Below are 21,583 nucleotides of genomic sequence, written 5' to 3'. Positions count from 1 at the left end.
CCGTCGCGAGCGGTCGCGACGGTCGGGACCGAGTCGTCGTCAGGCGGGCTGGACCGCCGCACCGGCGAGCGGCGACGCGCTGAAGCCGCCACTCGGCTGGAACCGCGCCAGCACGTCCTCGGCCGGCTCGCCGGCATGCGCGGTGATGAATGCCAGCACGTCGTCGCGGGTGTCGATGCCGAGCAGCGTGCCGGGTTCGGACAGGAACCCGAACAGCGCGGCGGCCACCGGCTCGCTCACGGTCGCCGCAGGGAAGAGCAACTCCGCGTGCACGGCGTACTTCGGATCGCCGAGGAACAACCGGGTCACCTCCGCGGCGGCGTGACCGCGGGTGTCCCAGTGCTTTTCGAACTGCTCCGTGAGCCAGTCGGCGGTGAACTCGCCTTCGTGGCCGCGTGCCGCCTCGATCAGCGCCGCCACCTGCACCACGGTGTTCTGTGCGCCCTGGCCGGCGATGGGGTCGAACGCGATGGCGGTGTCGCCGATCGCGGCGACGACGTGGCCCCCGGCCGTGCGGCCCACCGCCCGCCGCACCGTCGGGGTGACGGACCCGCGCAGCCAGGAGTGCGGATCGGCCTCGATGACCTCGAGCTTCTCCACCTCGGGGGCGTCCTGCGGGAAGTAGTCGTGGTACAGCTCGACGACGGTGCGACGGGCGCTGTGGACGTCGGTGACCGCCTCGAACCGCTCGACCCACGGGCTGCCCGGCTTGGCGAAGCCGAGGAAGCTCCACGTCGGACCCGCGTCCTTGTGCAGGTACGGGCCGAGCCAGGCCTCGCCGTACTCGGTGTGCAGGTTGAACAGGTTGTGGGCGCCCCCCGCCTCGGAGCGGTAACCCCACGTGTCCGGGCCGTGCCCGAGTCCCCGGAGCGTCACCAGCAGCAGGTTGCGCTGGGGCTCGCGGTAGACGGTGCGCTCGGCGTCGACGGGGAACAGCGACGACAGGCCGCCCTTGCCGGTCGCGACGAGCGTCAGGTCGTGCTCGGCGGCGATCGCATCGAGACTCTCCGGCGTCACCGCGCGCACCTCGAACCGGCCACCCCGGTCGAGGAAACGGCCCAGCCGGTCGTCCGCCCGCAGCCGGACGTCGACGCCCTGCGCGACGTACCGGAAATCCGGGTCGAACTCGAGGACCTCGGCGCGGGTGTCGCCGTCGCCCGAATACAGGCGCGTGCTCATGCCGGTCGAATGGGGTCCGTCGGCGTACAGATCCTCGATGATCCGGGCGTCGGACTCGCGGGACTTGCCGAAGTAGACGGCCGTTCCGGTCGCCGGCACGTCGTTGCGCAGCGACTCGCGATCCCGGTCGCTGAAGACGGTGACGTCGAATCCGGCATCGAGGAAGCCGAGCGCGGCCGTGGTCCCGGCCAGTCCGGCGCCGACGACGGCGACGGAACGTCGAGTGGTGGTCATGGAATCTCCTCGTGATGGGCGGTGATGGATCAGCCGACGTAGGCGCGGTAGCGGTCGGTCACGGTCGAGAGGGACGCGCCGAGCCGGTAACGGGCGCCCCGATGCTCGTCGGGGAGACGGTCGCCCTTGCCGAAGAGCTTGTGGCGCAGCGTTCCCTCGGTGTAGGTCGTCGGGTAGGCACCGCGCTCCTGGAGGACGGGGACGACGTGGGTGATCACGTCCTCGAACGAGCCGGGCGTGACGGCATAGGCGAGGTTGAACCCGTCGACGTCGGTTTCGGCTACCCACTCCTGCAATTGGGTGGCGACGGACTCGCCGGAGCCGACGAAGCGGGGGCCCAGTCCGCCGATGCTCGCCCACTCGGCGATGTCGCGGACCCGCCATTCGCGGCCGTCGTCGTCGGCCTCCTGGAAGGCCGCGACCGCGGAGCGGATGGCGTTGCTCTCGACGTTGCCGATCGGCTCGTCGAGGTCGTAGCGGGACAGGTCGATACCCATCCAGCCGGAGGTGAACACCAGCGCGCCTTCGAGGCTGGCATACCGCTTGTACTCCTCGTGTTTGGCCGCGGCAGCCTCGTCGGTGGCGTCCGTGACGATCGTGGCGAGGGCGTAGATCCGCGCGGAGTACGGATCGCGGCCGGCGTCGACGAGCGCGGCCCGGATGCGGGCCACGGTGTCGCGCAGGACCCGCTTGGACGGCGGCCCGACGAAGATCGCCTCCGCGTTCTCCGCCGCGAAGCGCACGCCGCGCGGCGACGCCCCGGCCTGATAGATCACCGGGGACCGCTGCGGTGACGGTTCGGACAGGTGAATGCCGGGCACCGTGAAATGCGGACCGCGATGCCCGATGTGGTGCACCTTCTCCGGGTCGATGTAGATGCCGCGCTCGGCGTCCCGGACGACGGCGTCGTCCTCCCAGGAGCCCTCCCACAGCTTGTAGAGCACCTCGAGGTACTCGTCGGCGTGGTCGTAGCGGGTGTCGTGATCGAGCTGGTCGGCTTCGCCGAAGTTGCGAGCCGCGGACGGCAGGTATCCGGTGACGACGTTCCATCCGATGCGGCCGCGGGTGAGGTGGTCGAGGGTCGAGAGCCGCCGCGCGAACGGGTAGGGATGCTCGAATCCTGTTCCGGTGGTGATGCCGAAGCCGAGATGCTCGGTCGCCGCGGCCATCGCGGAGACGAGCAGGAGCGGATCGGCCACCGGGATCTGCGCCCCCTGCCGCAGCGCCGCCTCGTCGGTACCGCCGTAGACGTCGTACGTGCCGAGCACATCGGCGATGAACAGGCCGTCGAACAGGCCGCGTTCGAGGAGCCGGGCAAGCTCGGTCCAGTACCCGAGGTCGGTGTAGCGGTGCGACCGGTCCGCGGGGTGGCGCCACAGTCCGGGGGACTGGTGGGCCACGCAGTTCATGTCGAACGCGTTGAAGCGGATGTGCCGTGTCACGCGATGACTCCGGGGCGACGGCCCGCGCTCCAGGCGTAGGGGAGCGGATCCCCGTTGAGCACATGGGCGCCGACGGCCTGCTGCTTGTAGATCAAGGGGTTGTGCGCCGCGACGGTACGTGCGTTGCGCCAGTGCCGGTCCAGGGCCGCCTCCGACGAGGTGATGGACGCGCCGCCGACCTCGAACAGCTGCGTCGTCGCGTCGAGGACGAGCCCGATCACCACCGACTGGGCGCGGGCGGCGGAAGCCTCGGCGCGGTCGAGCAGCTCGGGGTCGTCGGCGCCCGCGTCGAGAAGGACGTCGAGGTCGTCGGCGACGGTGAGCACGGCGGCGCGGGCACCGAAGGCCGCGGCCGACAGCTTCCCGATCACCTGCTGGACCAGCGGGTCGTGCCGTGGCAGATCGGCCACGGCATGGGTGAACGTGCGGGTGCGTGCCCGAACCCAGTCGACGGCGTCGGCCTCGGCGCGCCGGGCGATGCCGGCGAGCACCGCGAGCTGCACCAGCTGCAGGTAGGCGGTCGCGTAGGTGCGGCCCGGGGCGCCGTAGCCGGGCCCGAGGATGCGGTCCTCCGGCACCACGACTCCCGTGAAGGTGGTGGTACCGCTCGCGGTGAGCCGCTGGCCGAAACCGTCCCAGTCGTCGGTCTGCTCGACGCCTGCCTGCTGCGCGTCCACCAGTACCGAGACCCGCTCACCGTCGCGGTCCGCGGCGACGAGGATGTGGTCGGCGTACAGGCTTCCGGTGCTGTAGTACTTGATTCCGTCGAGAACCCAGTCGCCACCCTTGCGGGTGAGGGTCGTGCGGTAGCGGTCGGCGGCACCCACGCCCGGTTCGGTGATGGCGTTGCCGACGAGCGTGCCGTCCGCGGCGGCCGCGAGCCAGTGGCGGGCGCGTTCGTCACCCGCGAGCCTCTGGTCCTCGACGAAGCTCCAGTGCACGCGCAGCGCCTGTGGCAGGTTCGACTCGGCGGCAGCGAGGTCGATCAGCAGGTCGAACAGCTGACGGACCGTGGCACCGAAGCCGCCGAACTCGACCGGTACCCGAAGGGCGCCGAAACGGGCCTCCCGCAGCCACTGCACCTCGTGGAACGGCAGCCGGCGCTCGTGCTCGCGCTGGACGGCTCCCTCGGCGATCCGGTCGAAGATCGGCCGGAAGCGCTCCCGGAGTTCGTTGTCGGTCACGGCCGGCGTCTGGATCGTTGAACTGCTCACCTGTCATGCTCCTCGGTGTGGCGTCGATGTCGACACAACGATGGACAATCGGGCCCGCGATGGCACCGGTTGCGATCGGCCGGAGTTCAATACTGGCGCCGGGAACGGGCGTGTGGCCGCCTCAGATCACCCCGTGCCGCGGTGGAGATGTCCCGTCCAGCGTCCAACGGCCGATGTGCTGCAGCTTCCAGCGCGTCGCGTCGTGCAGGGTGTGGGTGCGTGCGTCGCGCCAGTAGCGGGACAGGTTGGCCGCGCCGGATGCGCTTCGGGTGCCGCCCAGTTCGAACACCGCGTTCGCGGCGTCGAGCGCGGCGCGGGTTGCCGCGACCTTCGCGGTGGCGACGTCGATCGATGCCGCCGCGGCGGTGTCGGCGTCGAGGTCGGCGCGGGCGGAGTCCACCGAGCGGGCCGCGACGGTCAGCAGGGCTTGGGCTGCCCGCACCGTGATCGTCACCTCGCCGGCGAGCTGAGCCAGTAACGGATCGTCCACCGCGCGGTCGACTCCCGCCTCGAAGTGGGGACGGGCGCGGCCGGCCTGCACGACCGCCTCGCGAAGGGCGCCGGTCGCGATCCCCACGTCGATCGCGGCGTGCAGGATCTGTGCCTGTGCCCCGTAGGTGGTGGGCCCGTCGAACAACCCCGAGTACGGGACGATCGACGAGGCGGGCACCGTCACGCCGTCGAGGGTGACGGTGCCACTGGCGGTGGTGCGTTGCCCCATGCCGTCCCAGTCGTCGACGACGGTGAGCCCGACGGCGTCGCGGGGCACGAACGCCACGGCCTTCGGAGTGCCGCGGCCCGGGGTGCCGCCGTCGCCGACCACACTGGCGCGCACGGCGATCCAGTCCGCGAACAGGGCGCCCGTGCTGTAGAACTTGCGGCCCGAGAGGGTGAAATCCGCACCGGACGGGACGAGCACCGTGGTGTCCACGTCGACGGGTTGGGGGCCCCGTTCGCTCTGCGCGTTCGCGAAGAGGGCTCCGGACCGCACCTCACCGTAGAAGAACTCCTGCTGATCCGGGGTTCCCTGCGACCGGAGCAGTTCGAGGAAGGTGAAGTGGGACTGGGGGATCTGCGCGATACTCGGATCCGCCTCGGCGAGGAGCCGGAAGATCTCCACGAGGATCTCGGCGGGCAGGTCGATCCCGCCGTACGCGCGGGGCACCGTCACCGCGCCGAGGCCCGATCCGGCGAACTCGCGGATCTGGGTGTGCGGCAGTTCGCGGTTGGCGTCGCGGAGCGTGGCGTTCTCGGCGAATCGCCGGCCCAGCGCCGTGGCCGTCTCGAGCGCGTGGTCGCCGTCGACGATCCCGGATGTGACGTCGGCAGTGCCCATCTCAGCGGACCCCGGCGGGAAGGAAGGGAACGCTTCCGGACACGGCGCCGCCGGCGCCACCGGTGAACAAGCCGCGTTCGCGCAGGACCGGTAGCACTCCCTCGCCGAACCAGTACAACTCCTCGAGGTGCGGGTATCCCGAGAGGACGAACTCGTCGATGCCCAGCGCGGCGTATTCGGCGATCCGGTCGGCGACTTCGGTATGGCTGCCCACCAGCGCCGTCCCGGCCCCGCCGCGCACGAGACCCACCCCGGTCCACAGGTTCGGCGCCACCTCCAGGTTACGGGCGTCGCGCCAGTCTCCGCTGCGCCGGTTGTTCTCGTGCAGGGCGAGCATGCGGCGTTGTCCTTCGGACTCGCTGCGTGCGAGACCCGCCTGTGCCGCGGTCACCGTTTCGGGGCCGAGGGCCGCGATCAGCCGGTCGGCCTGAGCCCATGCATCGGCGGCGGTGTCCCGGGTGATGACGTGCAGGCGGATGCCGAACCGGATGGTGCGTCCGCGCCGGGAGGCGAGTTCGCGGATCCATGCGATCTTTTCGGCGACGGCCGCCGGCGGCTCACCCCAGGTGAGGTAGACGTCGGCGTGCTCGGTGGCCACCGGGCCCGCGGCGGCGGACGATCCACCGAAGTAGAGCGGGGGGACAGGGCTCGGGAGTGTGGCCAGCGCGGCTTCCGAGACGTTCAGGTGCGTGCCGGAGTGGGTGACGGTCTCGCCGGCCCACAGTCGTCGGACGATCGAGAGGAACTCGTCCGCTCGGGCGTACCGCTCGTCCTTGCCGAGGTGGTCGCCGTACGCGCGCTGCTCGTGGGCCTCGCCGCCGACTACCACGTTGAGCAGGATCCGCCCTGGGGCGTGCAGTGAGAACGTCGCCGCCATCTGCGCGGCGAGGGTGGGGCTGATCAGTCCCGGACGGAACGCCACGAGGAAGGCGAGTCGCTCGGATTCGCGCGCCACCATTGCCGTGGTGAGGAAGGCGTCCTCGCACCATGCGCCGGTAGGGGTGAGTGCGCCGACGAATCCGAACTCCTCGGCGGCGCGGGCGATCGACGCCAGGTACCCGACGGTGGCGCGCCGATCACCGCGGGCCGCCCCGGCGGGCGTTCCGTGGCCGCCGCCGATGATCAGGCGGCTGTCGCCGTAGGTGGGAAGAAACCAGTGGAATGCGAGGGACATTGTTGCGAGGTTAAGGGCGGGGCGGAGCGCGGGCCACGGTTGAAATCGGTCCGATTCGAATTCTGGTGCTCGTCGGATGCCGCCTGCCGAGTGGGACGCGCGGACGGGACGACGAAAGGCGGGGCGAGAGAAGAAACTCTCGCCCCGCGTCTCGAACGACGGTCAGGAAGCTCGGATGAGACGGCGGTCCCCGGTGCCGAAGCGGCGCAGGACCTCCACCACAGCGGGCGACGGCGTTGCCAGGCCACGTGATTCGAGCCACGGCAGGGTACCGTCGATGATGTGCTCGATCGTGAACTCGGCACCGAGTGGGAGCAGCGTCACGCCGTCGGCCACGCGGGTGGTGTGGATGTCGGCGATCAATCCGGCGAGACCGTGCGGGGTGCCGATGTACGACAGGGTGTCTGCGCGACGACGGCCGTCGAGCAGCGCATACTGCTTGCGAGCGCTGCGGGCCTCCTCGGCGACGAGCACCTCGAGATCGACCAGGACGCTGATGCCGTCGGGATCGCGACCGTCGGCGCGGGCTTCGGAGCGTGCCCGATCGCGGAGCTTCGCGCTCTCCCTCAGGTCGGCGGCGCGGATCCGGACCACGTTCGACGGCGAGGCGCTCAGGTCGAGCGTCGGTTCGTCGGCGCGTCCGGTGGTCAGGTCGGCCCAGTAGTGCGGGCCCTCGGGCTCGGCAAGCTCGACGGCGATCCGCAGAGGGCGATCGAGTGAGCGGGTAGTGTTGTGCGACAAGGTTTTCTCCTGGAACATGCGCCGCACCGGTGGTACTCCGGCGCGACGTGGCGGAAGGGGCTGTGAGCGGTCAGCCCGTACAGATGCCCGAGGAGGTCCGGCCCAGATCGACGTGACGACGGCACCAGCGGGCGACGACGGTCGCAGCGGTCTCGGGTGCCATGGGCGATATCCTACACAATCGGTCGGGAATGCTCGATTCGGTGGTGAACCCGCTGTGGGGGTGGGTTCACCACCGGGGTCAGGCCGCGCGGAGCGCGGCGAGCCCCCACTCGCGCGCCAGCAATTCGTACGAACGCAACCGGTCCTCGTGCCGGTGTGTCACCGACGTGACCACGAGCTCGTCCGCCCCGGTGACGCGCTGCAGCGACTCGAGCCGCTCCGCCACGGTGGCGGGAGCGCCGACGAACTGGGTGATCAGCCGGTCGTCGACGAGGCTGCGCTCCTCGTCGGTCAGCGGTGCCGACGTGGCCGGGTCCGGGTACGGGACGGCCCCGTGGCCGGACCGGATGCTGTGCGTCCAGTGCCCGTACGTGGCCGCCAGGTCACGCGCGGAGGCGTCGTCGTCGGCGACGACCGCGTCGGCGGACACCACCACGTACGGCCGGTCGAGGAAGCGGGACGGGCGGAACGCCGCGCGGTACGCCTCGACCGCCTCGACGGTGGTCCCGGGACTGACGTGGTAGTTCGCACCGAACGGCAGGCCCAGCCGTCCGGCCAGCGACGCCGACGGCCCCGCACTGGTCCCGAAGACCCACAGCTCGACGTCCGCGCCCTCGCCGGGGCTGGCGTGCAGCTCGATCCCGTCCTCGGTGCGATAGGTCCCCTCCAGCAGAGCGAGGATGTCGTCCACCTGCCCGTCGAAGTCCGGGGCCTGTGCCCCCGGTTGCTGCAACGCGGCGAACCCGGCGGCCAGGCGCGGGGAGGACAACAACGGACCGGGCTGGTACGGCGGCGGAATGACCAGGCCGTCGCGCACCTCGGTGGCGCGGTGCGATTCCTGTGCGGCGGCCCCGGACCGGTCGGCCGCGAGCGCTTCCGCCCGGCGCTGTCCCGACCGGCCGAGTCCCAGGTCGATCCTGCCCGGATACAGCGCGTCCAGCGTGCCGAACGCCTCGACCACACCGGCCGCGGTGTTGTGGCCGAGCTGAACCGCGGCGGCGCCGACGCGGATCGTGCTGGTGGCGGCGGCGATTGCGCCGATCAGCACGGCCGGCGACGACGACGCGACGGCGACGAAGTGGTGCTCGGCCACCCAATACCGGCGGTACCCCCAGCCTTCCGTCCTCCGGGCCAGGTCGACGGTGTTGTGCACCGCCTGCGCCGTGGTGGATCCCTCGCTGACGGGGGAGAGGTCGAGGACCGAGAGCGGCACCGGATTCGATGCGGTCGTCGTCACCGGGCCTCCTCGTCGCGCGGAGTGCGTTCGCCGGCCTCGACGGCGAACGGCAGCCGGTTCTCCGCCGGGGCGACGGGGCACGTCGCCGCGTCGGTGAACGCACACGGCAGGTTGGCGGCCCGGGTGAAGTCGAGCGTGACCGAGCCGTCGGCGGTCGGCGCGGCGACCTCGAGGATCCGCGCGGCCGGGTAGGTCGTCACGCCGCTGGTCCCGTCGGTGAACAGCACGCGCAGCGGGCCCGAGCCGTCACCGAACGCGACGAGGCGGTGCTCGGCGCCGTCGTGGGTGAAGCGGATCAGCCCGGCCGCGCTGTGGTGGTGCTCGAGGCCGTCGACGACGGCGCCGGTGGTGACGGTCCGCACTTCGTCGAAGGCATCGAAGCGGCCCTGCAGCACCCACTCCGGCGCAGGCTCGTACGCGGGGATTCCGGTGAAGGCCGCCAGAGCCGGCGACTTCGGGTCGTGGATGCGGACGGCGAACCGGCCGGTGCGGCGGATGATCTCGGCGTAGCCGTCGCCGGCCGCGACCCGGACACCGGGTGCGCCCTCGATCGGCTCGTGCACCTCGGTTCCGCCGTCGGATTCGAGGAGCACACGCTCGCCGTCCACCCGCCACGATCCGGGCACCTCGTCGAGGATCGTCGGCTCGGTGTCCAGCCAGTACAGCCCGGTCAGGCTGAGCCAGCCGTCCGGGCAGCGCAGCGCCTCCTCGCGGGCTGCGTGCCAGCTCCGCCAGTCCTCGGTGAACGTCTCTCGGTCGAGTGTGGTGGTCACGATGCCTGAACTCCTTCGTCGATCTCGTGCGGGTGGCGCAGGTCGAGGTGACTGCGCAGGGTGGTGCCCTCGTACTCGGTGCGGAAACTGCCGCGTTCCTGCAGCAGCGGCACGACCTTGTCGACGAATTCGTCGAGGCCGCCGGGGGTGAGGTGCGGAACCAGGATGAAGCCGTCGCTCGCGTCGGTCTGCACATAGCGGTCGATCTCGGCGGCGATGTGTTCGGGGGTGCCGACGAACTGCTGCCGCGCGGTGACCTCGATGATCAGTTCGCGGATGCTGAGCTTCTCGGCCTCGGCCTTCTCCCGCCAGGCCAGCGCGACGGCGCGCGGATCCTTGGCGTGGCGGACACGGCCGCGCGTGATGTTCAGGTTGTCCTCCGGTTCGACGTCCGGAAGCGGGCCCTCGGGGTCGTACCCGGACAGGTCGCGGCCCCACACCTGCTCGAGGAACGCGATCGCGGTCTGCGGGCTCACCTGTTGCAGCCGGATGTGGCGGGCCCGCTCGGCCGCGTCCTCCGCGGAGTCGCCGAGGACGAACGTCGCGGCCGGCAGGATCTTCAGGTCGGCGTGGCTGCGCCCGTATTTCGCGAGGCGACCCTTGACGTCGGCGTAGAAGGCGTGGCCCTCCTCGAGGGTGCCGTGGCCGGTGAAGATGGCGTCGGCCTTGGCGGCGCCGAATTCGCGGCCCTCGTCCGAGTCGCCGGCCTGCAGGAGCACCGGGTGTCCCTGCGGGCTGCGCGGCACCTCGAACCGCCCGGAGATGTCGAACTGGGTGGTGTGGATGTCGAACGGAGCGATGTCGGAATCCGCCGCGAAGATGCCGTTTTCGCGGTCGACGACCGGTGCTCCGGGTCGCCAGCCGTCCCACAGCCGCCGGGTGACGTCGACGATCTCGTGGGCGCGGACATAGCGCTGCGAGTGGTCGAGATAGCCGCCGCGACGGAAGTTCTCGCCGGTGAAGGCGTCGGAGGAGGTGACGAGGTTCCACGCGGCGCGGCCGTCGGACAGATGGTCGAGGGTGGCGAACTGCTTGGCCAGTTCGTACGGCTCGTTGAAGGTGGTGTTGATCGTGCCCGCGAGCCCGAGGTGGGTCGTCGCACCGGCGAGGGCCTCGAGAACCGTGAGGGTGTCGGGCCGGCCGACGACGTCGAGATCGTGGATGCGGCCGCGGTGCTCGCGCAGCCGCAGTCCCTCGGCCAGGAAGAAGAAGTCGAACAGTCCGCGTTCTGCGGTCCGAACCAGGTGCAGGAAGGACTCGAAGTCGATCTGGCTCTTCGATTCGGGATCCGCCCACACGGTCGTGTTGTTGACGCCCGGGAAGTGCGCGGCCAGGTGGACTTGCTTTCGAACGGTGTTCTGCGACATGGTGATCGGCCTCCTCAGGCGGTGGCGTAGCGGTTGGCGGGGCGCGGCAGGCCGAGACGGTCCCGCAGGGTTCCGGTGGACGTCGGGACCTGCGGCCGCAACACCGGCAGGACCCGTTCGGTGAGCGCCGCGACCGTGCCGGCGAGGGCCAGCGGACGTAGCACCACGCCGTCCAGGCCGTCCACGTCCCCGAGGAGTGCGAGCAGCCCGGCCGGGCCGCCGCGGTAGAACAGCGACTCCGGGGTGTAGGCAGCGCCGGCCCAGTTCTCGAGCTGGGCCAGGTCCGCGGCGGCGGTGGCGTCGTCAGCGGCGAGCAGCACGTCGATGTCGAGCAGCACCGCCGGTCGCCGATCACCGGCCTGCGCGCGCAGGCGTTCGGCCAGGTTCGCGGCGGACCCGAGGTCGGCGGCCTCGATACGCACGAGATCGGCGCGTTCCGCGGCGAAGTCGAACGACTGCTCGTCCGCTACCGCAACCGCGACGAGGGGCCGCCCCTGGGGTGACCGGGGCGTGATCGACGGACCTTTGACGGAGAAGTGCTCGCCGACGAAGTCGATGTAGTGCAGCTTGTCCCGGTCGACGAACCGGCCGGTGGCGACGTCGCGGATCTCGGCGTCGTCCTCCCAGCTGTCCCACAGGCGGGCCGCGACCTCGGCGGCTTCGGCGGCCTCGGCCCACAGTGAGCCGGTGTCCTGGGTGCCCTTGCGGCCGAACAGGGCGGCCCGGTCCTCGCCCTCGGAGACAGCGACCTGCCACCCCGCACGACCGGCCGTGGTGTGGTCGAGGGTTTGTACGGCCTTGGCCACGTGGAACGGTTCGGTGTGGGTCACCGTCGCGGTGGGGATCAACCCGATCCGCGCGGTGACGGCGGACAGGCGCGCGGCGACGCCGACCGCTTCGAGCCGGCCGCGCACGGTGTCTGCGCCGGAGTCGATACCGAACGAGTCCGGGATGAAGGCCAGGTCGACGCCGGCACGGTCCGCACGGCCCACGAAATCCGCCCAGTAGCGGGCGGTGAACACGTCCTCCGCGCGTGAATCCGTGCGACGCCACGAATGCGGATGCGTGCCGGTTCCGCGGAATTCGAGGGCGAGCAACAACTGTGAACTATCGGGCATGCCGAACCTTCCCTGGAATGGCATCGAGCAGCAGTTTCGTGTACTCGTGCTGTGGTCTTTCGAAAATCTCTGCGGTGGTTCCCGATTCGACGATTTCGCCGGACCGCATCACCGCGACGGTGTCGCTGATCTGCCGGACCACGGCAAGATCGTGGGAGATGAACAGGTAGCTCAGCCTCAGCTCGTCCTGCAGGCGGGCGAGCAGGTCGAGGATCTGCGCCTGGACCGACACGTCGAGCGCGGAGACGGGCTCGTCGAGCACGAGGAGTTCCGGGTGCAGCGCGAGCGCACGGGCGATCGCAACGCGCTGTCGTTGTCCGCCGGACAGTTCCGCGGGTCTGCGCTCGAGGTGTGCCGTGCTCAGCGCCACCTGCTCGAGCAGCTCCGCAACACGTTCGGCGCGCTCGCTTTTCGTGCCTATGCCGAAGGCTTCGAGCGGTTCGGCCACGACGTCGCGGATGCGGAGCTTGGGATTGAGGGCCGCATAGGGGTTCTGGTGGACGATCTGCACCCGGCGGCGGAGCTCGCGCAGGTCCCGGCCGCGCAGCGCGGTGATGTCCCGCCCGTCGAACCGGACCTGCCCGGACGTGGCGGATTCCAGTCGGATCGCGATGCGGGACACCGTGGACTTGCCGGAACCGGACTCGCCGACCAGGGACAGGGTGCGACCGCGCGGAACCGAGAAGGAGACGGCGCGCACCGCCTCGAGCGACGTGCGCCGGTCGATGCGGAAGGTCTTCGAGACCCCGGATACGGTGAGCAGGGGTTCCGCGGGTCCGCGGCCGGGCCGGGCCGCGGCGCCGGCGAGGCTCGGTGCGGCGGCGACGAGCGCCCGGGTGTACTCGTGCCGGGGGTTCTCGAGGATCTGCCGGGCCGGCCCGGCCTCGACGATCCGGCCCTGGCTCATCACGACGATGCGGTCGGCGCGGTCGGCGGCGACGCCGAGGTCGTGGGTGATGAGAAGGACCGCGGTACCGGTCTCGGCGATGCGGCTGTCGAGGTGGTCGAGGATGCGCCGCTGCACGGTGACGTCGAGGGCGCTGGTCGGCTCGTCGGCGATGACGAGGTCCGGCCGGCATGCGAGCGCGATGCCTATGAGCACGCGCTGCCGCTGCCCGCCGGACAGGTCCTGCGGGTACTGCCTGGCACGGAGTTCGGGATCATCGAGCCCGGCTTCCGCGAGGATGCGCCGCGCGTCGGTCTTCGCGGTGCGCCGGTCGGCGAGACCGTGGATACGCAGGACCTCGGCGACCTGGTCACCGATGCGGACGACCGGGTTCAGGGACGTGGTGGGGTCCTGTGGCACGAGTCCGATGCGGGCACCGCGCACCTTCTCGAAGGCGCGTTCGGGCAGGGAGTCCAGTCGCTGCCCGTCGAACGTGACGGTACCGCCGGTGATCCGGCCGCTACCCGACAGCAGGCCGAGGATCGCATGTGCGGTCGTCGACTTGCCGGAACCGGACTCGCCGACCACCGCGACGACCTCACCCCGGGAAAGCGTGAAGCCGACCCCGTCCACCGCGGTGACCGGGTCGCGACGGCTGCCGTACTCGACCCGCAGGTCGCGAACGTCCAGCAGGGGCGCGGTCATCGAGTGCTCCGTTCTTCGATGGCGTGACCGAGGTGGTGCGCCGACAGGACGACCGCCACGATGACCAGGCCGGGCAGTGTCGTCATCCACCAGGCAGTGGCCAGGTAGTTCCGGCCTTCGGAGATCAACGATCCCCATTCCGGGGTGGGCGGCACCGCGCCGAAGCCGAGGAAGCTCAGCGACGACACGGCGAGCACGGCCATGCCGAATTCGACCGCCGCGAGCGCGACGACGGGGGCGTACGAGTTGCGCAGCACGTGCCGGCGCAGGACGGTGTGCCAGCGGGCACCGCATGCGAACGCCGCCTCGACGTACAGGGCGCGGCGCACGCGCAGGACCTCCGACCGCATGACGCGGGCGAAGTTCGCGACGAGCCCGACGCCGACCGCGATCGCCACGTTCATGGTGCCGAATCCGAGGGCGGTGACGAGCGCCAGGGACAGCAGCAGGGCGGGGATGGACAGCAGAACATCGACGACCCGCATGAGTAGCCCGTCGACCACTCCACCGACCGCACCGGAGAGCAACCCGACGAGCGAGCCGACGACGAGAGCGATTCCGACGGCGACGAGCGTCGCGGTCAGGGACAGGCCCGCACCGTGCACGACCCGGGTGTACACATCGCGCCCGATGTTGTCGGTGCCGAACCAGTGCGCCGCGGACGGCCCCTGCAACTTGTCGGCCGGGACGCCCTGCAGCGGATCACCGGACGCGAAGACCGAGGGGAACAGAGCGAAGCCGACGGCGAGGAACAGCACAGTAGTCGAGACCACGAGAACCCCGTAGCGGCGCAGGGCGCTCGTCGCCCCCCGGAGCCGGGACGGTCCGTGTGGCCCGGCCGCGGTCTGCGCGGATGCGGCGACCGGTTCCCGGATCAGGACGTCAGACATGAGCCTTCCTCTCCTCCTCCACCGCGAAGCCGGTGAGTTCGGTGGTCACCTCGGCGGGCGTCGGATGCGAGGGCGAACCGCCGCCGCGACGGCCGTCGACGATGCGCGGATCGATGAGCGGATAGACCAGGTCCACCGCGAGGTTGACGAGCACGAAGATCACCGCACTGAAGACCACGATGCCCTGGACGACGGGAATATCCTGCGCCAGAACAGAAGTCTGGGTCAGCCGACCGACACCGGCGCGGGAGAACACCGTCTCGACGACCACGGACCCCGCCAACAGGTTGCCGACCGTCACCCCGGCGATGGTGAATGCGGGGATGCTGGACAGCCGCAGTGTGTGCCGGGTCTGGATGCGCCACCGGGACGCGCCCTTGGCGCGAGCTGCTTCGACGAACGGTTGCCGCCATGTGGTCTGCAGGCTCGCGGCGAGGACCTGCGCGATCACCGCCCCGGTGGGGAGCGCGAGGGTGATCGCGGGCAGCACCAGATGCTCGATGCCCTGGTCGCCGAATGCCGGAAGCAGCTTCATACGGAACGAGAAGAGCTGGAGCAGAAGCAGTCCCACCCAGAAGGTCGGAACCGCGACACCGAGCGGCGGCAGCGAGAACAGCGTGCTGCGCAGCCACCGGGCGCGCGTGTACGTGGCGACGAACGCGATCGAGGTGCCGAGGAGCACGGCGAGCGCCAGGGCGACCGCGGCCAGGGCCAGGGTGCTGGGTACGGCGGCGGCGATCGCTTCGGTCACGGGTTGTCCCGTGACGATCGAGATACCGAAGTCACCCCGGACGGCGTTGCTCAGCGCAGTGAGGTACTGCCCCGACAACGGACGGTCGAGCCCGTACCGCTCCTGCAGTTGCGCGACAGCGGCCGCATCCACCGGTGTGCCGCTGCCGGCGCCGTCGACCGCGATGCTCACCGGGTCGGACGGCAGCAGGTACAGCACGCCGAACGAGACGGTGAACGCCGCCCACAGCACCAGCAGCGCCTGCACGAGCCGGGAACCGAGATACCGGGCCATGGTCTACGCGCTCAGCCAGGTGTCGAAGAACTGCAACCGGGCGGAGGCCTCGAACTTCAGGTCCTGCACCGCCCCCGCCGCACCGATGGCCTGGGACAGCTCCACGGTCGGCAGCCACAGGCCGTTGTCGAGGACGAGCTGCTGTGCCTGCTCGCTCAGCTCGCCGCGTTCGGCCGGGTCGGTGGTGCGCAGCTGCGCAGACAGGACCTCGTCCAGTGCCGGGATCGGGCCGCGGTTGTTGAGGTTGCGCCCGTCGAGTCCGAACGTGGTGCGCAGGATGTCGCCGTCGGCGCGCGTGCTGTTGTAGTAGGTGGCGTCGAAGTCCTTCGCACCCTGCCGGGCAGTGGCTTCCGGGGTGGAGACCAGGTCGAGCTGCAGGTCGATACCGACCTCGCGCAGCTGCTGCTGCACGAGCTCGAGGATCGCCTGGTTGCCGGCGAACACCGAACTGAACAACACCGAGAAGGACAGGCGGTTGCCGTCCTTGACACGGATGCCGTCCGGGCCGGGAACCCAGCCGGCGGCGTCGAGGATCGACTTCGCCTTCTCCGGGTCGTAGGCGACGTCGTCGAGCGCGACGTAGCCAGGGGTGCGGGAGGCGAGGGTGCTGGTCGCGGGCCGGAAATCGGGGCCGAGGACGGTGTCGACGAGTTCCTGGCGGTCGAGGGCCGGCACGAGCGCGGCGCGCACCGCCGGATCGGTCAGGACGCCACGGGTGACGTTCGGCTGGAAACCGAACGGAACACCCGGGTTCGGTGTGGTGAGGATCCGTCCGCCGCTGCCTTCGATCTGGGAAGCGTCCTGCGGCAGCGCATCGCTGATCGCGTCGAGCTGGCCGGATGCGAGGCTGCCGGTGCGTACACCGGACTCCGGGACGATCGTGAACTCGATGCGATCGAGGTAGGCCTCGCCGTCGTGCGCGAACACGTCGGATCCCCACGCGTATCCGGTGCGCTTGACCAGCGTGGCGGACTTGTCCTGCTGGTAGTCCTCGTAGACGAAGGGACCGGTGCCGGACAGGTCGCCGGCGCAGCGTTCCTCCGCGGACTTCGCGACGTCCCTGTCGGACAGGAAGCCGAGCTGCAGCGTCGACGACGCCTGCAGGAACTGCGCGTTCGGACCGGCGAAGGACACCTGGGCGGTGAGCGGATCGAGCACCGTGGTGCCGGTGTACCCCGACAGGTAGCTCGCCGCCAGCGCTGCCTTGGCGCCGGTGAGGGTCTGGACGATCGCGTCGAAGTTCTTCTTCACCGACTCCGCGGTGAACGGGGTGCCGTCACTGAATGTCACGCCGTCCTTCAGCCGGAACGTGAACGCCGAGGCGTTCCCGTTCACCTCCCAGCTTTCGGCGAGCCACGGCTTCAGTTCACCGGTCCCGGGGTCCTGATCGGTGAGCGAGTCGACGATTTGACGGGCGACGTAGATGGTCTGGTTGCTGCCGGCCTGCGCGGGATCGGCACACGTGGGGGCCTGGGACAGGCCGTAGCGCAGGGTGCCGCCGGGCTGCGGGGTGCCGCCACCGGAGGAGGTGCCCGCCGTGTCGGTGCCGCACGCGGCGAGCCCACCGGCGAGGATTGCGGCGGTGGCGCCCGCGACGGCGCGACGTCGGGCGGCAGAGGTGAACGGAACAGGCACCGGGGAACTCCATGATCTCGTGAGGCGCCGGTGGCACCGCGCTTCGCGATGCCATCGGCCGGGCAGACGGTCGTAGTTCTTCGACTGGAAGGCGCCGCTCAGGCGCGACAGGACCGTGGGAGACAGAGGCCCGAGCACTGACGGCACAGGTCGACGTGCAGGCGCGCCCACGCGCCCACGAACCCCTCGCCTGCCATGCCTTCTCCTCCATCGTTCCCGGCGGTAGCACCCTCACCTGCGGCGGCAGGGGGTTGCTGCGACGTCGTCGAGCCGGGTCTCTCGGTCGCTCTGGATGGTTCCCGGTGACCGTACGCGTTGCGAACGAGTTCGGAGAACCCTTTCGCTCACCGTGATCGAAACCCGGCGCCGGCACGACGGCGCCGGTCGGCGAGCGCACAGAGCAGCGACACCGAGAGCAGGGCAGCGCACACCGCGAGGCCGGCCGACGCGGCACCGGCGAAGTCGTCCCCGTCCGTCGCCAGCGCCGACAGATACAGGCCGGACACCGCGGCGAGGGCGACCGTCGCGGACAACCGTTGTGACAGCTGCAGGAACCCGGCCGCGACACCGTGACCGCCCTCCGGTGACGACTCGAGTGTCAGCGCCCGGTTGGGTGCATCCACGAATCCACCCGAGAGGCCCGACAGAGCGGCCAGCACCACGAACACCGGCATCGTGGCCTCGTGCTGCACAGCGGCGGCGTAGCCACCGACGACGGCGATCTCGGCTGCCACCACCACGACGACCGTCACCCGGCCGTATCGCGCGACGACCCGCCACCCCACGGCCGAGGCGACGGCCATCGCGGCGGCGGCGACGGACAGCACGGCGGCCGCCTGGACAGCGGCATAGCCGCGCCCCTCGATGAGATACAGGCTCACGACGGTGTTCAGGGACAGCACCGCACCGAACCAGAACAGTGCGACCAAGGTGCCTAGGACGTATCCGCCGGATCCGGTCAGTTCGGGAAGCAGCACGGGCCTGCCGCCGCGCGCGGCGACACGGCGTTCCCACCACAGGAAGGTGGCGAGTGACACCGCCGCTCCCCCGACGGCGAACACCGCACCCACCGGACCCGGATCGGAGACCACGGGCAGCATCACCAGCGTCGTGGCCGCCGCGAGGAGTGCGAGGCCCCCGGCATCGACCCCGCTGCGGGCCGACGGTCGTCCCCGATCGGGTGGCAGGCGGCGGGCAGCCAGCACGAGTGTGACGAGTGCGCACGGCACGTTGAGAATCAGCAGAACGCGCCATCCGTACTCCCCGGGCGCAGCGCCGAGCACCAGCCCCCCGACGAGCGGACCGCACAGCCCGGCGAGGCCCCCGGCGGTGCTGTAGGCGGCCAGGGCCCGAGCGCGCGCCGGGCCGGTGTAGTTCTCGGCCAGGATCCCGAGCACCTGCGCGCTGATCAGGCCGGCCCCGACCCCCTGACCGGCCCGTGCGGCGACGACCGTCCAGGGGTCGGACGCGACAGCTCCGCACACTCCCATGACCGCGAAGAGGGTCATGCCCGCGAGGAACAGCCGCCGCCGGCCGGCCACATCGCCGAGCCGGCCCGCCGGGACCAGCGCAAGACCGAAGCTGAGCGAGTATGCGGCCAGGATCCACTGCACCTGCGAAACGCCCGCGTCGAGACCGGTCCGCAGGGCGGGGAGGCCGATGTTCAGCACCGACGAATCGAGCAGGGTGGTGAAGCCGGCGGCCGCACAGACCGGCACCACCGACGTCGTCTGCCGGGGCGTCTGCGCCCGATCGGTGAGTGTCACGCGGGAGGGGGGCTAACCGCCGACCGACACCGGATCGGCCGGTACCCGCAGCCCGAGGTTGTGCCGCAGCGTGGTTCCGGTGTACTCGGCGCGGAGGACACCACGGTCCTGCAGCAGGGGCACCACCTCGTCGACGAAGGCGTCGAGTCCCCAGGGCACGAGGTGCGATCCGAGGATGAACCCGTCCGAGCCGTCGTTCTGCACGAAGGCGTCGATCTGCTCGGCGATCCGTGCCGCGGTACCGACGAGCGGTCCGCGCTCGAACTGGTCGATCACGACCTCTCGCAGGGTCAGCTTCTTCTCCTCCGCGATCGCGCGGAGCCGTGCGACGGTCTCGAACCGGTCCTGGTGGACGAAGGCCCGTCCCTGGATGATCGGCTCGGCGTCGAGGTCGGGATCGATGTCCGGCAGCGGGCCCTCCGGATCGAATTCGGACAGATCCCGATTCCAGATCTGCTCGAGCAGGATCAGTGCGGTCTGCCCGGTGACCTGCTGGTTACGGATCTCGTGGTACTTCTCGACGGCCTCGGCCTCGGTGTCCCCGATCACGAAGCTCGCCGACGGCAGGATCTTGATGTCGTCGGCGGAGCGGCCGGCAGCGATCGCCCGGGCCTTGACATCTCGGTAGAAATCCGTGGCCTCGGGCAGTTTCCCGTACGGGGAGAAGATGGCATCGGCGTTCGCGGCAGCGAAGTCCCGGCCCTGCGGGGACACCCCGGCCTGGAGGATCACCGGGCGTCCCTGGGGGCTGCGCGGAACCGTGAACCTGCCGTGGACGTCGAAGTGGTTGCCGTGGTATGCGAAGGTGCCGGCATCGGGTCGACGCAGGAACCGGCCGCCGGCCTTGTCGGCGACGATGTCGTCACTACGCCACGAATCCCAGAGCTGACGGATGAGCGTCAGGTTCTCCTCCGCGCGCTCGTACCGTTGGGAGCGATCCAGGAAGCCGCCGCGGCGGAAGTTGCGCCCGGTGAAGGCATCGAAGGAGGTGACCACGTTCCACGCGGCCCGGCCGCCGGAGAGGTGATCGAGAGAGGCGATCTGCCGAGCCAGCTCGTACGGCTCGTTGAACGTCGCGTTTATGGTGGCGGCCAGGCCGAGGTGGTCCGTGACGGCGGCCAGCGACGCTAGGACCGTGAAGGTGTCGGGCCGGCCGATGATGTCCTGATCGAAAATCCGGCCCGCACGCTCGCGCAGCACGAGGCCCTCGGCAAGGAAGAAGAAGTCGAACCTGCCGCGCTCGGCGGTACGGGCGGTGTGCTCGAAGGTCGAGAACTCGATCTGGCTGCCTGCCCGGGGATCCCACCATGCGGTGTGGTGATTGACACCGCCGAGGTAGGCCCCGAGGATGACCTGCTTGCGTGTGCTCATCGGTCGTGTCCTTCGGTTCCGGCCGTGGTGACGGCGTAGCGGTTGGGAACGTCGGTCGGCAGATCCAGAAGTCCGCGCAGGGACGTGCCGGGGTATTCGGAGCGGAACAACTCGCGCTGTTGCAGGATCGGGACGAGCACGTCGACGATGACGTCGAGATCGTCGACTGCCACCCCGGGTCGGAGCCGGAAGCCGTCGATACCCTGTCGACGCCACTCACCGATCCGGTCGGCGAGTTCGGCCGCCGACCCGGTGAACACGAGTGCATGCGAGTCGAAGGCGCTGCCCGCGAGTGCGTCGAGACGCCGGAGCCGCTCGGCTCCGCTCTCGCGCGGAGTGTCGAGGAACACCACGAGGTCCGCATACACCCGCAGCGGTTCACCGACCCGCCCGACCCGCACGCCCGCCGCCGTGACCTCGTCGACGAGGTCACGCACACGGCGGGTGTCCGACGGGGTGACGAACACCAGATCTGCCTGCCGCGAAGCCAGTTCGTACGGAAGGTCGCGGTGGGCCAGCAGTGCGACCACCGGCTGTCCCTGCGGCGGTCGGGGTGTGATCGACGGCCCCCGAACGTGGAAGAACCGGCCTTCGAAGTCGATGTAGTGCAGCTTGTCGCGGTCGATGAACCGTCGCGTCCTCACGTCGCGGAGCTCCGCATCGTCCTCCCAGCTGTCCCACAGCCGCCGAACGACCTCGACGGCGTCGGCGGCCTCGTCGAACAGGTCGTGGACGAACTCGGGCAGGCGATTCTCGGCGAGCGCCTGCCGGTCGCGCTTGTCGAGTCCGGGGATGTCGCGCCGGCCGAAGTGTGCGGCCTCCTGCGCGGAGGAGGACACCTTGACCTGCCAGCCGGCGCGGCCGTGCGATGTGTAGTCGAGGGTGGCCAGCGCCTTGGACACGTGGAACGGTTCGGTGTGCGTGGTGGTGATCGTCGGGATCAGCCCGATGTGCCGGGTCGACGGTGCAACCCGCGCGGCGATCAGGTGCGCATCGAGCCGGACCCGTACCCGGTCCACCGCGTCGGGGTCCTCGCTCGTGTACGGGTTCGACGGTACGGCAAGGGAATCCTCGATCGTGACGAAGTCCAGCAGTCCACGCTCTGCCGTGGTGACGAGATCGGTCCAGTATGCGGACGAGCTCAATTCGTCGGGACGGGAATTCTCTTCACGCCAGGCGGCGGGATGCCAGCCGGCGCCGTCGAGAGCGACGGCGAGGTGGACGGGTGTTGTCGAGGTCATCGGCGAGACTCCTGGTCGGTGTGCGGCGGGGATCGGTGGCGTCACACGGGTGTCCGGCCGCGGGGCGCACCGGCAGCACCGCGGGCTC

At 70.5% G+C, this 21,583-nt stretch carries 17 protein-coding genes and 1 riboswitch; all 17 genes read right to left on the bottom strand.

What is annotated here, in order from left to right; all coding sequences use genetic code 11:
* Positions 1-39: 39 nt before the first annotated feature.
* Entirely contained in the window at positions 40-1,413 is a 1,374-nt protein-coding gene (locus tag QYS60_RS06765; RefSeq protein WP_289378372.1) for a styrene monooxygenase/indole monooxygenase family protein, read from the bottom strand.
* A gap of 29 nt (positions 1,414-1,442) precedes the next feature.
* Positions 1,443-2,855 carry an LLM class flavin-dependent oxidoreductase gene (locus tag QYS60_RS06760; protein ID WP_289378370.1) on the bottom strand — a complete coding sequence of 471 codons (1,413 nt, stop codon included), beginning with the start codon at positions 2,853-2,855 and terminating at the stop codon, positions 1,443-1,445.
* On the bottom strand, positions 2,852-4,069 hold the full coding sequence (locus tag QYS60_RS06755; protein WP_371382736.1) for an acyl-CoA dehydrogenase family protein: 1,218 nt from the start codon (positions 4,067-4,069) through the stop codon (positions 2,852-2,854). The genes QYS60_RS06760 and QYS60_RS06755 overlap by 4 nt, the downstream gene beginning before the upstream one ends.
* 121 nt (positions 4,070-4,190) lie before the next feature.
* Positions 4,191-5,405 carry an SfnB family sulfur acquisition oxidoreductase gene (locus QYS60_RS06750; RefSeq protein WP_371382735.1) on the bottom strand — a complete coding sequence of 405 codons (1,215 nt, stop codon included), beginning with the start codon at positions 5,403-5,405 and terminating at the stop codon, positions 4,191-4,193.
* A 1-nt stretch (position 5,406) separates the two neighbouring features.
* A complete protein-coding gene (locus QYS60_RS06745) occupies positions 5,407-6,579 on the bottom strand; it encodes an LLM class flavin-dependent oxidoreductase (RefSeq protein ID WP_371382734.1) in 1,173 nt (390 codons plus the stop codon).
* A 162-nt stretch (positions 6,580-6,741) separates the two neighbouring features.
* Positions 6,742-7,320 (bottom strand): hypothetical protein, encoded by a 579-nt coding sequence (locus QYS60_RS06740; protein WP_371382733.1) that lies wholly within the window; start codon positions 7,318-7,320, stop codon positions 6,742-6,744.
* Positions 7,321-7,561: 241 nt separating this feature from the next.
* Positions 7,562-8,719: an LLM class flavin-dependent oxidoreductase gene (locus tag QYS60_RS06735; protein WP_371382731.1), complete on the bottom strand. Its 1,158-nt coding sequence runs from the start codon at positions 8,717-8,719 to the stop codon at positions 7,562-7,564.
* Positions 8,716-9,492, bottom strand: a complete 777-nt coding sequence (locus QYS60_RS06730; protein WP_289378364.1) for a DUF1684 domain-containing protein — start codon at positions 9,490-9,492, stop codon at positions 8,716-8,718. The genes QYS60_RS06735 and QYS60_RS06730 overlap by 4 nt, the downstream gene beginning before the upstream one ends.
* Positions 9,489-10,859, bottom strand: a complete 1,371-nt coding sequence (locus QYS60_RS06725; protein WP_371382730.1) for an NtaA/DmoA family FMN-dependent monooxygenase — start codon at positions 10,857-10,859, stop codon at positions 9,489-9,491. Before QYS60_RS06725 ends, QYS60_RS06730 begins: the two co-directional genes overlap by 4 nt.
* Positions 10,860-10,873: 14 nt before the next feature.
* Positions 10,874-11,977, bottom strand: coding sequence for an LLM class flavin-dependent oxidoreductase (locus QYS60_RS06720; RefSeq protein WP_371382729.1), 1,104 nt, complete (start codon positions 11,975-11,977; stop codon positions 10,874-10,876).
* Positions 11,967-13,568, bottom strand: coding sequence for a dipeptide ABC transporter ATP-binding protein (locus QYS60_RS06715; protein WP_371382728.1), 1,602 nt, complete (start codon positions 13,566-13,568; stop codon positions 11,967-11,969). The genes QYS60_RS06720 and QYS60_RS06715 overlap by 11 nt, the downstream gene beginning before the upstream one ends.
* Positions 13,565-14,458 (bottom strand): ABC transporter permease, encoded by an 894-nt coding sequence (locus tag QYS60_RS06710; RefSeq protein ID WP_371382727.1) that lies wholly within the window; start codon positions 14,456-14,458, stop codon positions 13,565-13,567. The genes QYS60_RS06715 and QYS60_RS06710 overlap by 4 nt, the downstream gene beginning before the upstream one ends.
* Positions 14,451-15,482 carry an ABC transporter permease gene (locus QYS60_RS06705; RefSeq protein WP_371382726.1) on the bottom strand — a complete coding sequence of 344 codons (1,032 nt, stop codon included), beginning with the start codon at positions 15,480-15,482 and terminating at the stop codon, positions 14,451-14,453. The genes QYS60_RS06710 and QYS60_RS06705 overlap by 8 nt, the downstream gene beginning before the upstream one ends.
* Positions 15,483-15,485: 3 nt before the next feature.
* Complete coding sequence (locus tag QYS60_RS06700) at positions 15,486-17,117, bottom strand: ABC transporter substrate-binding protein (protein WP_371382725.1); 1,632 nt, start codon at positions 17,115-17,117, stop codon at positions 15,486-15,488.
* Positions 17,118-17,321: 204 nt separating this feature from the next.
* A riboswitch (SAM riboswitch) is annotated at positions 17,322-17,416 on the bottom strand.
* 45 nt (positions 17,417-17,461) lie between these two features.
* The gene (locus QYS60_RS06695; protein WP_289378356.1) at positions 17,462-18,883 is read right to left on the bottom strand and encodes an MFS transporter; all 1,422 of its coding nucleotides are present in this window, start codon (positions 18,881-18,883) and stop codon (positions 17,462-17,464) included.
* Positions 18,884-18,895: 12 nt separating this feature from the next.
* Positions 18,896-20,254: an NtaA/DmoA family FMN-dependent monooxygenase gene (locus QYS60_RS06690; protein ID WP_371382724.1), complete on the bottom strand. Its 1,359-nt coding sequence runs from the start codon at positions 20,252-20,254 to the stop codon at positions 18,896-18,898.
* Positions 20,251-21,495, bottom strand: coding sequence for an LLM class flavin-dependent oxidoreductase (locus QYS60_RS06685; protein ID WP_371382723.1), 1,245 nt, complete (start codon positions 21,493-21,495; stop codon positions 20,251-20,253). The genes QYS60_RS06690 and QYS60_RS06685 overlap by 4 nt, the downstream gene beginning before the upstream one ends.
* Positions 21,496-21,583: the final 88 nt, after the last annotated feature.

This window comes from Rhodococcus sp. GXMU-t2271 (assembly GCF_041414735.1).
Lineage (GTDB): Bacteria > Actinomycetota > Actinomycetes > Mycobacteriales > Mycobacteriaceae > Rhodococcus > Rhodococcus indonesiensis.
Note: the sequence above shows the minus strand (reverse complement) of the source record. Positions and strands in the feature narration are given on the sequence as shown.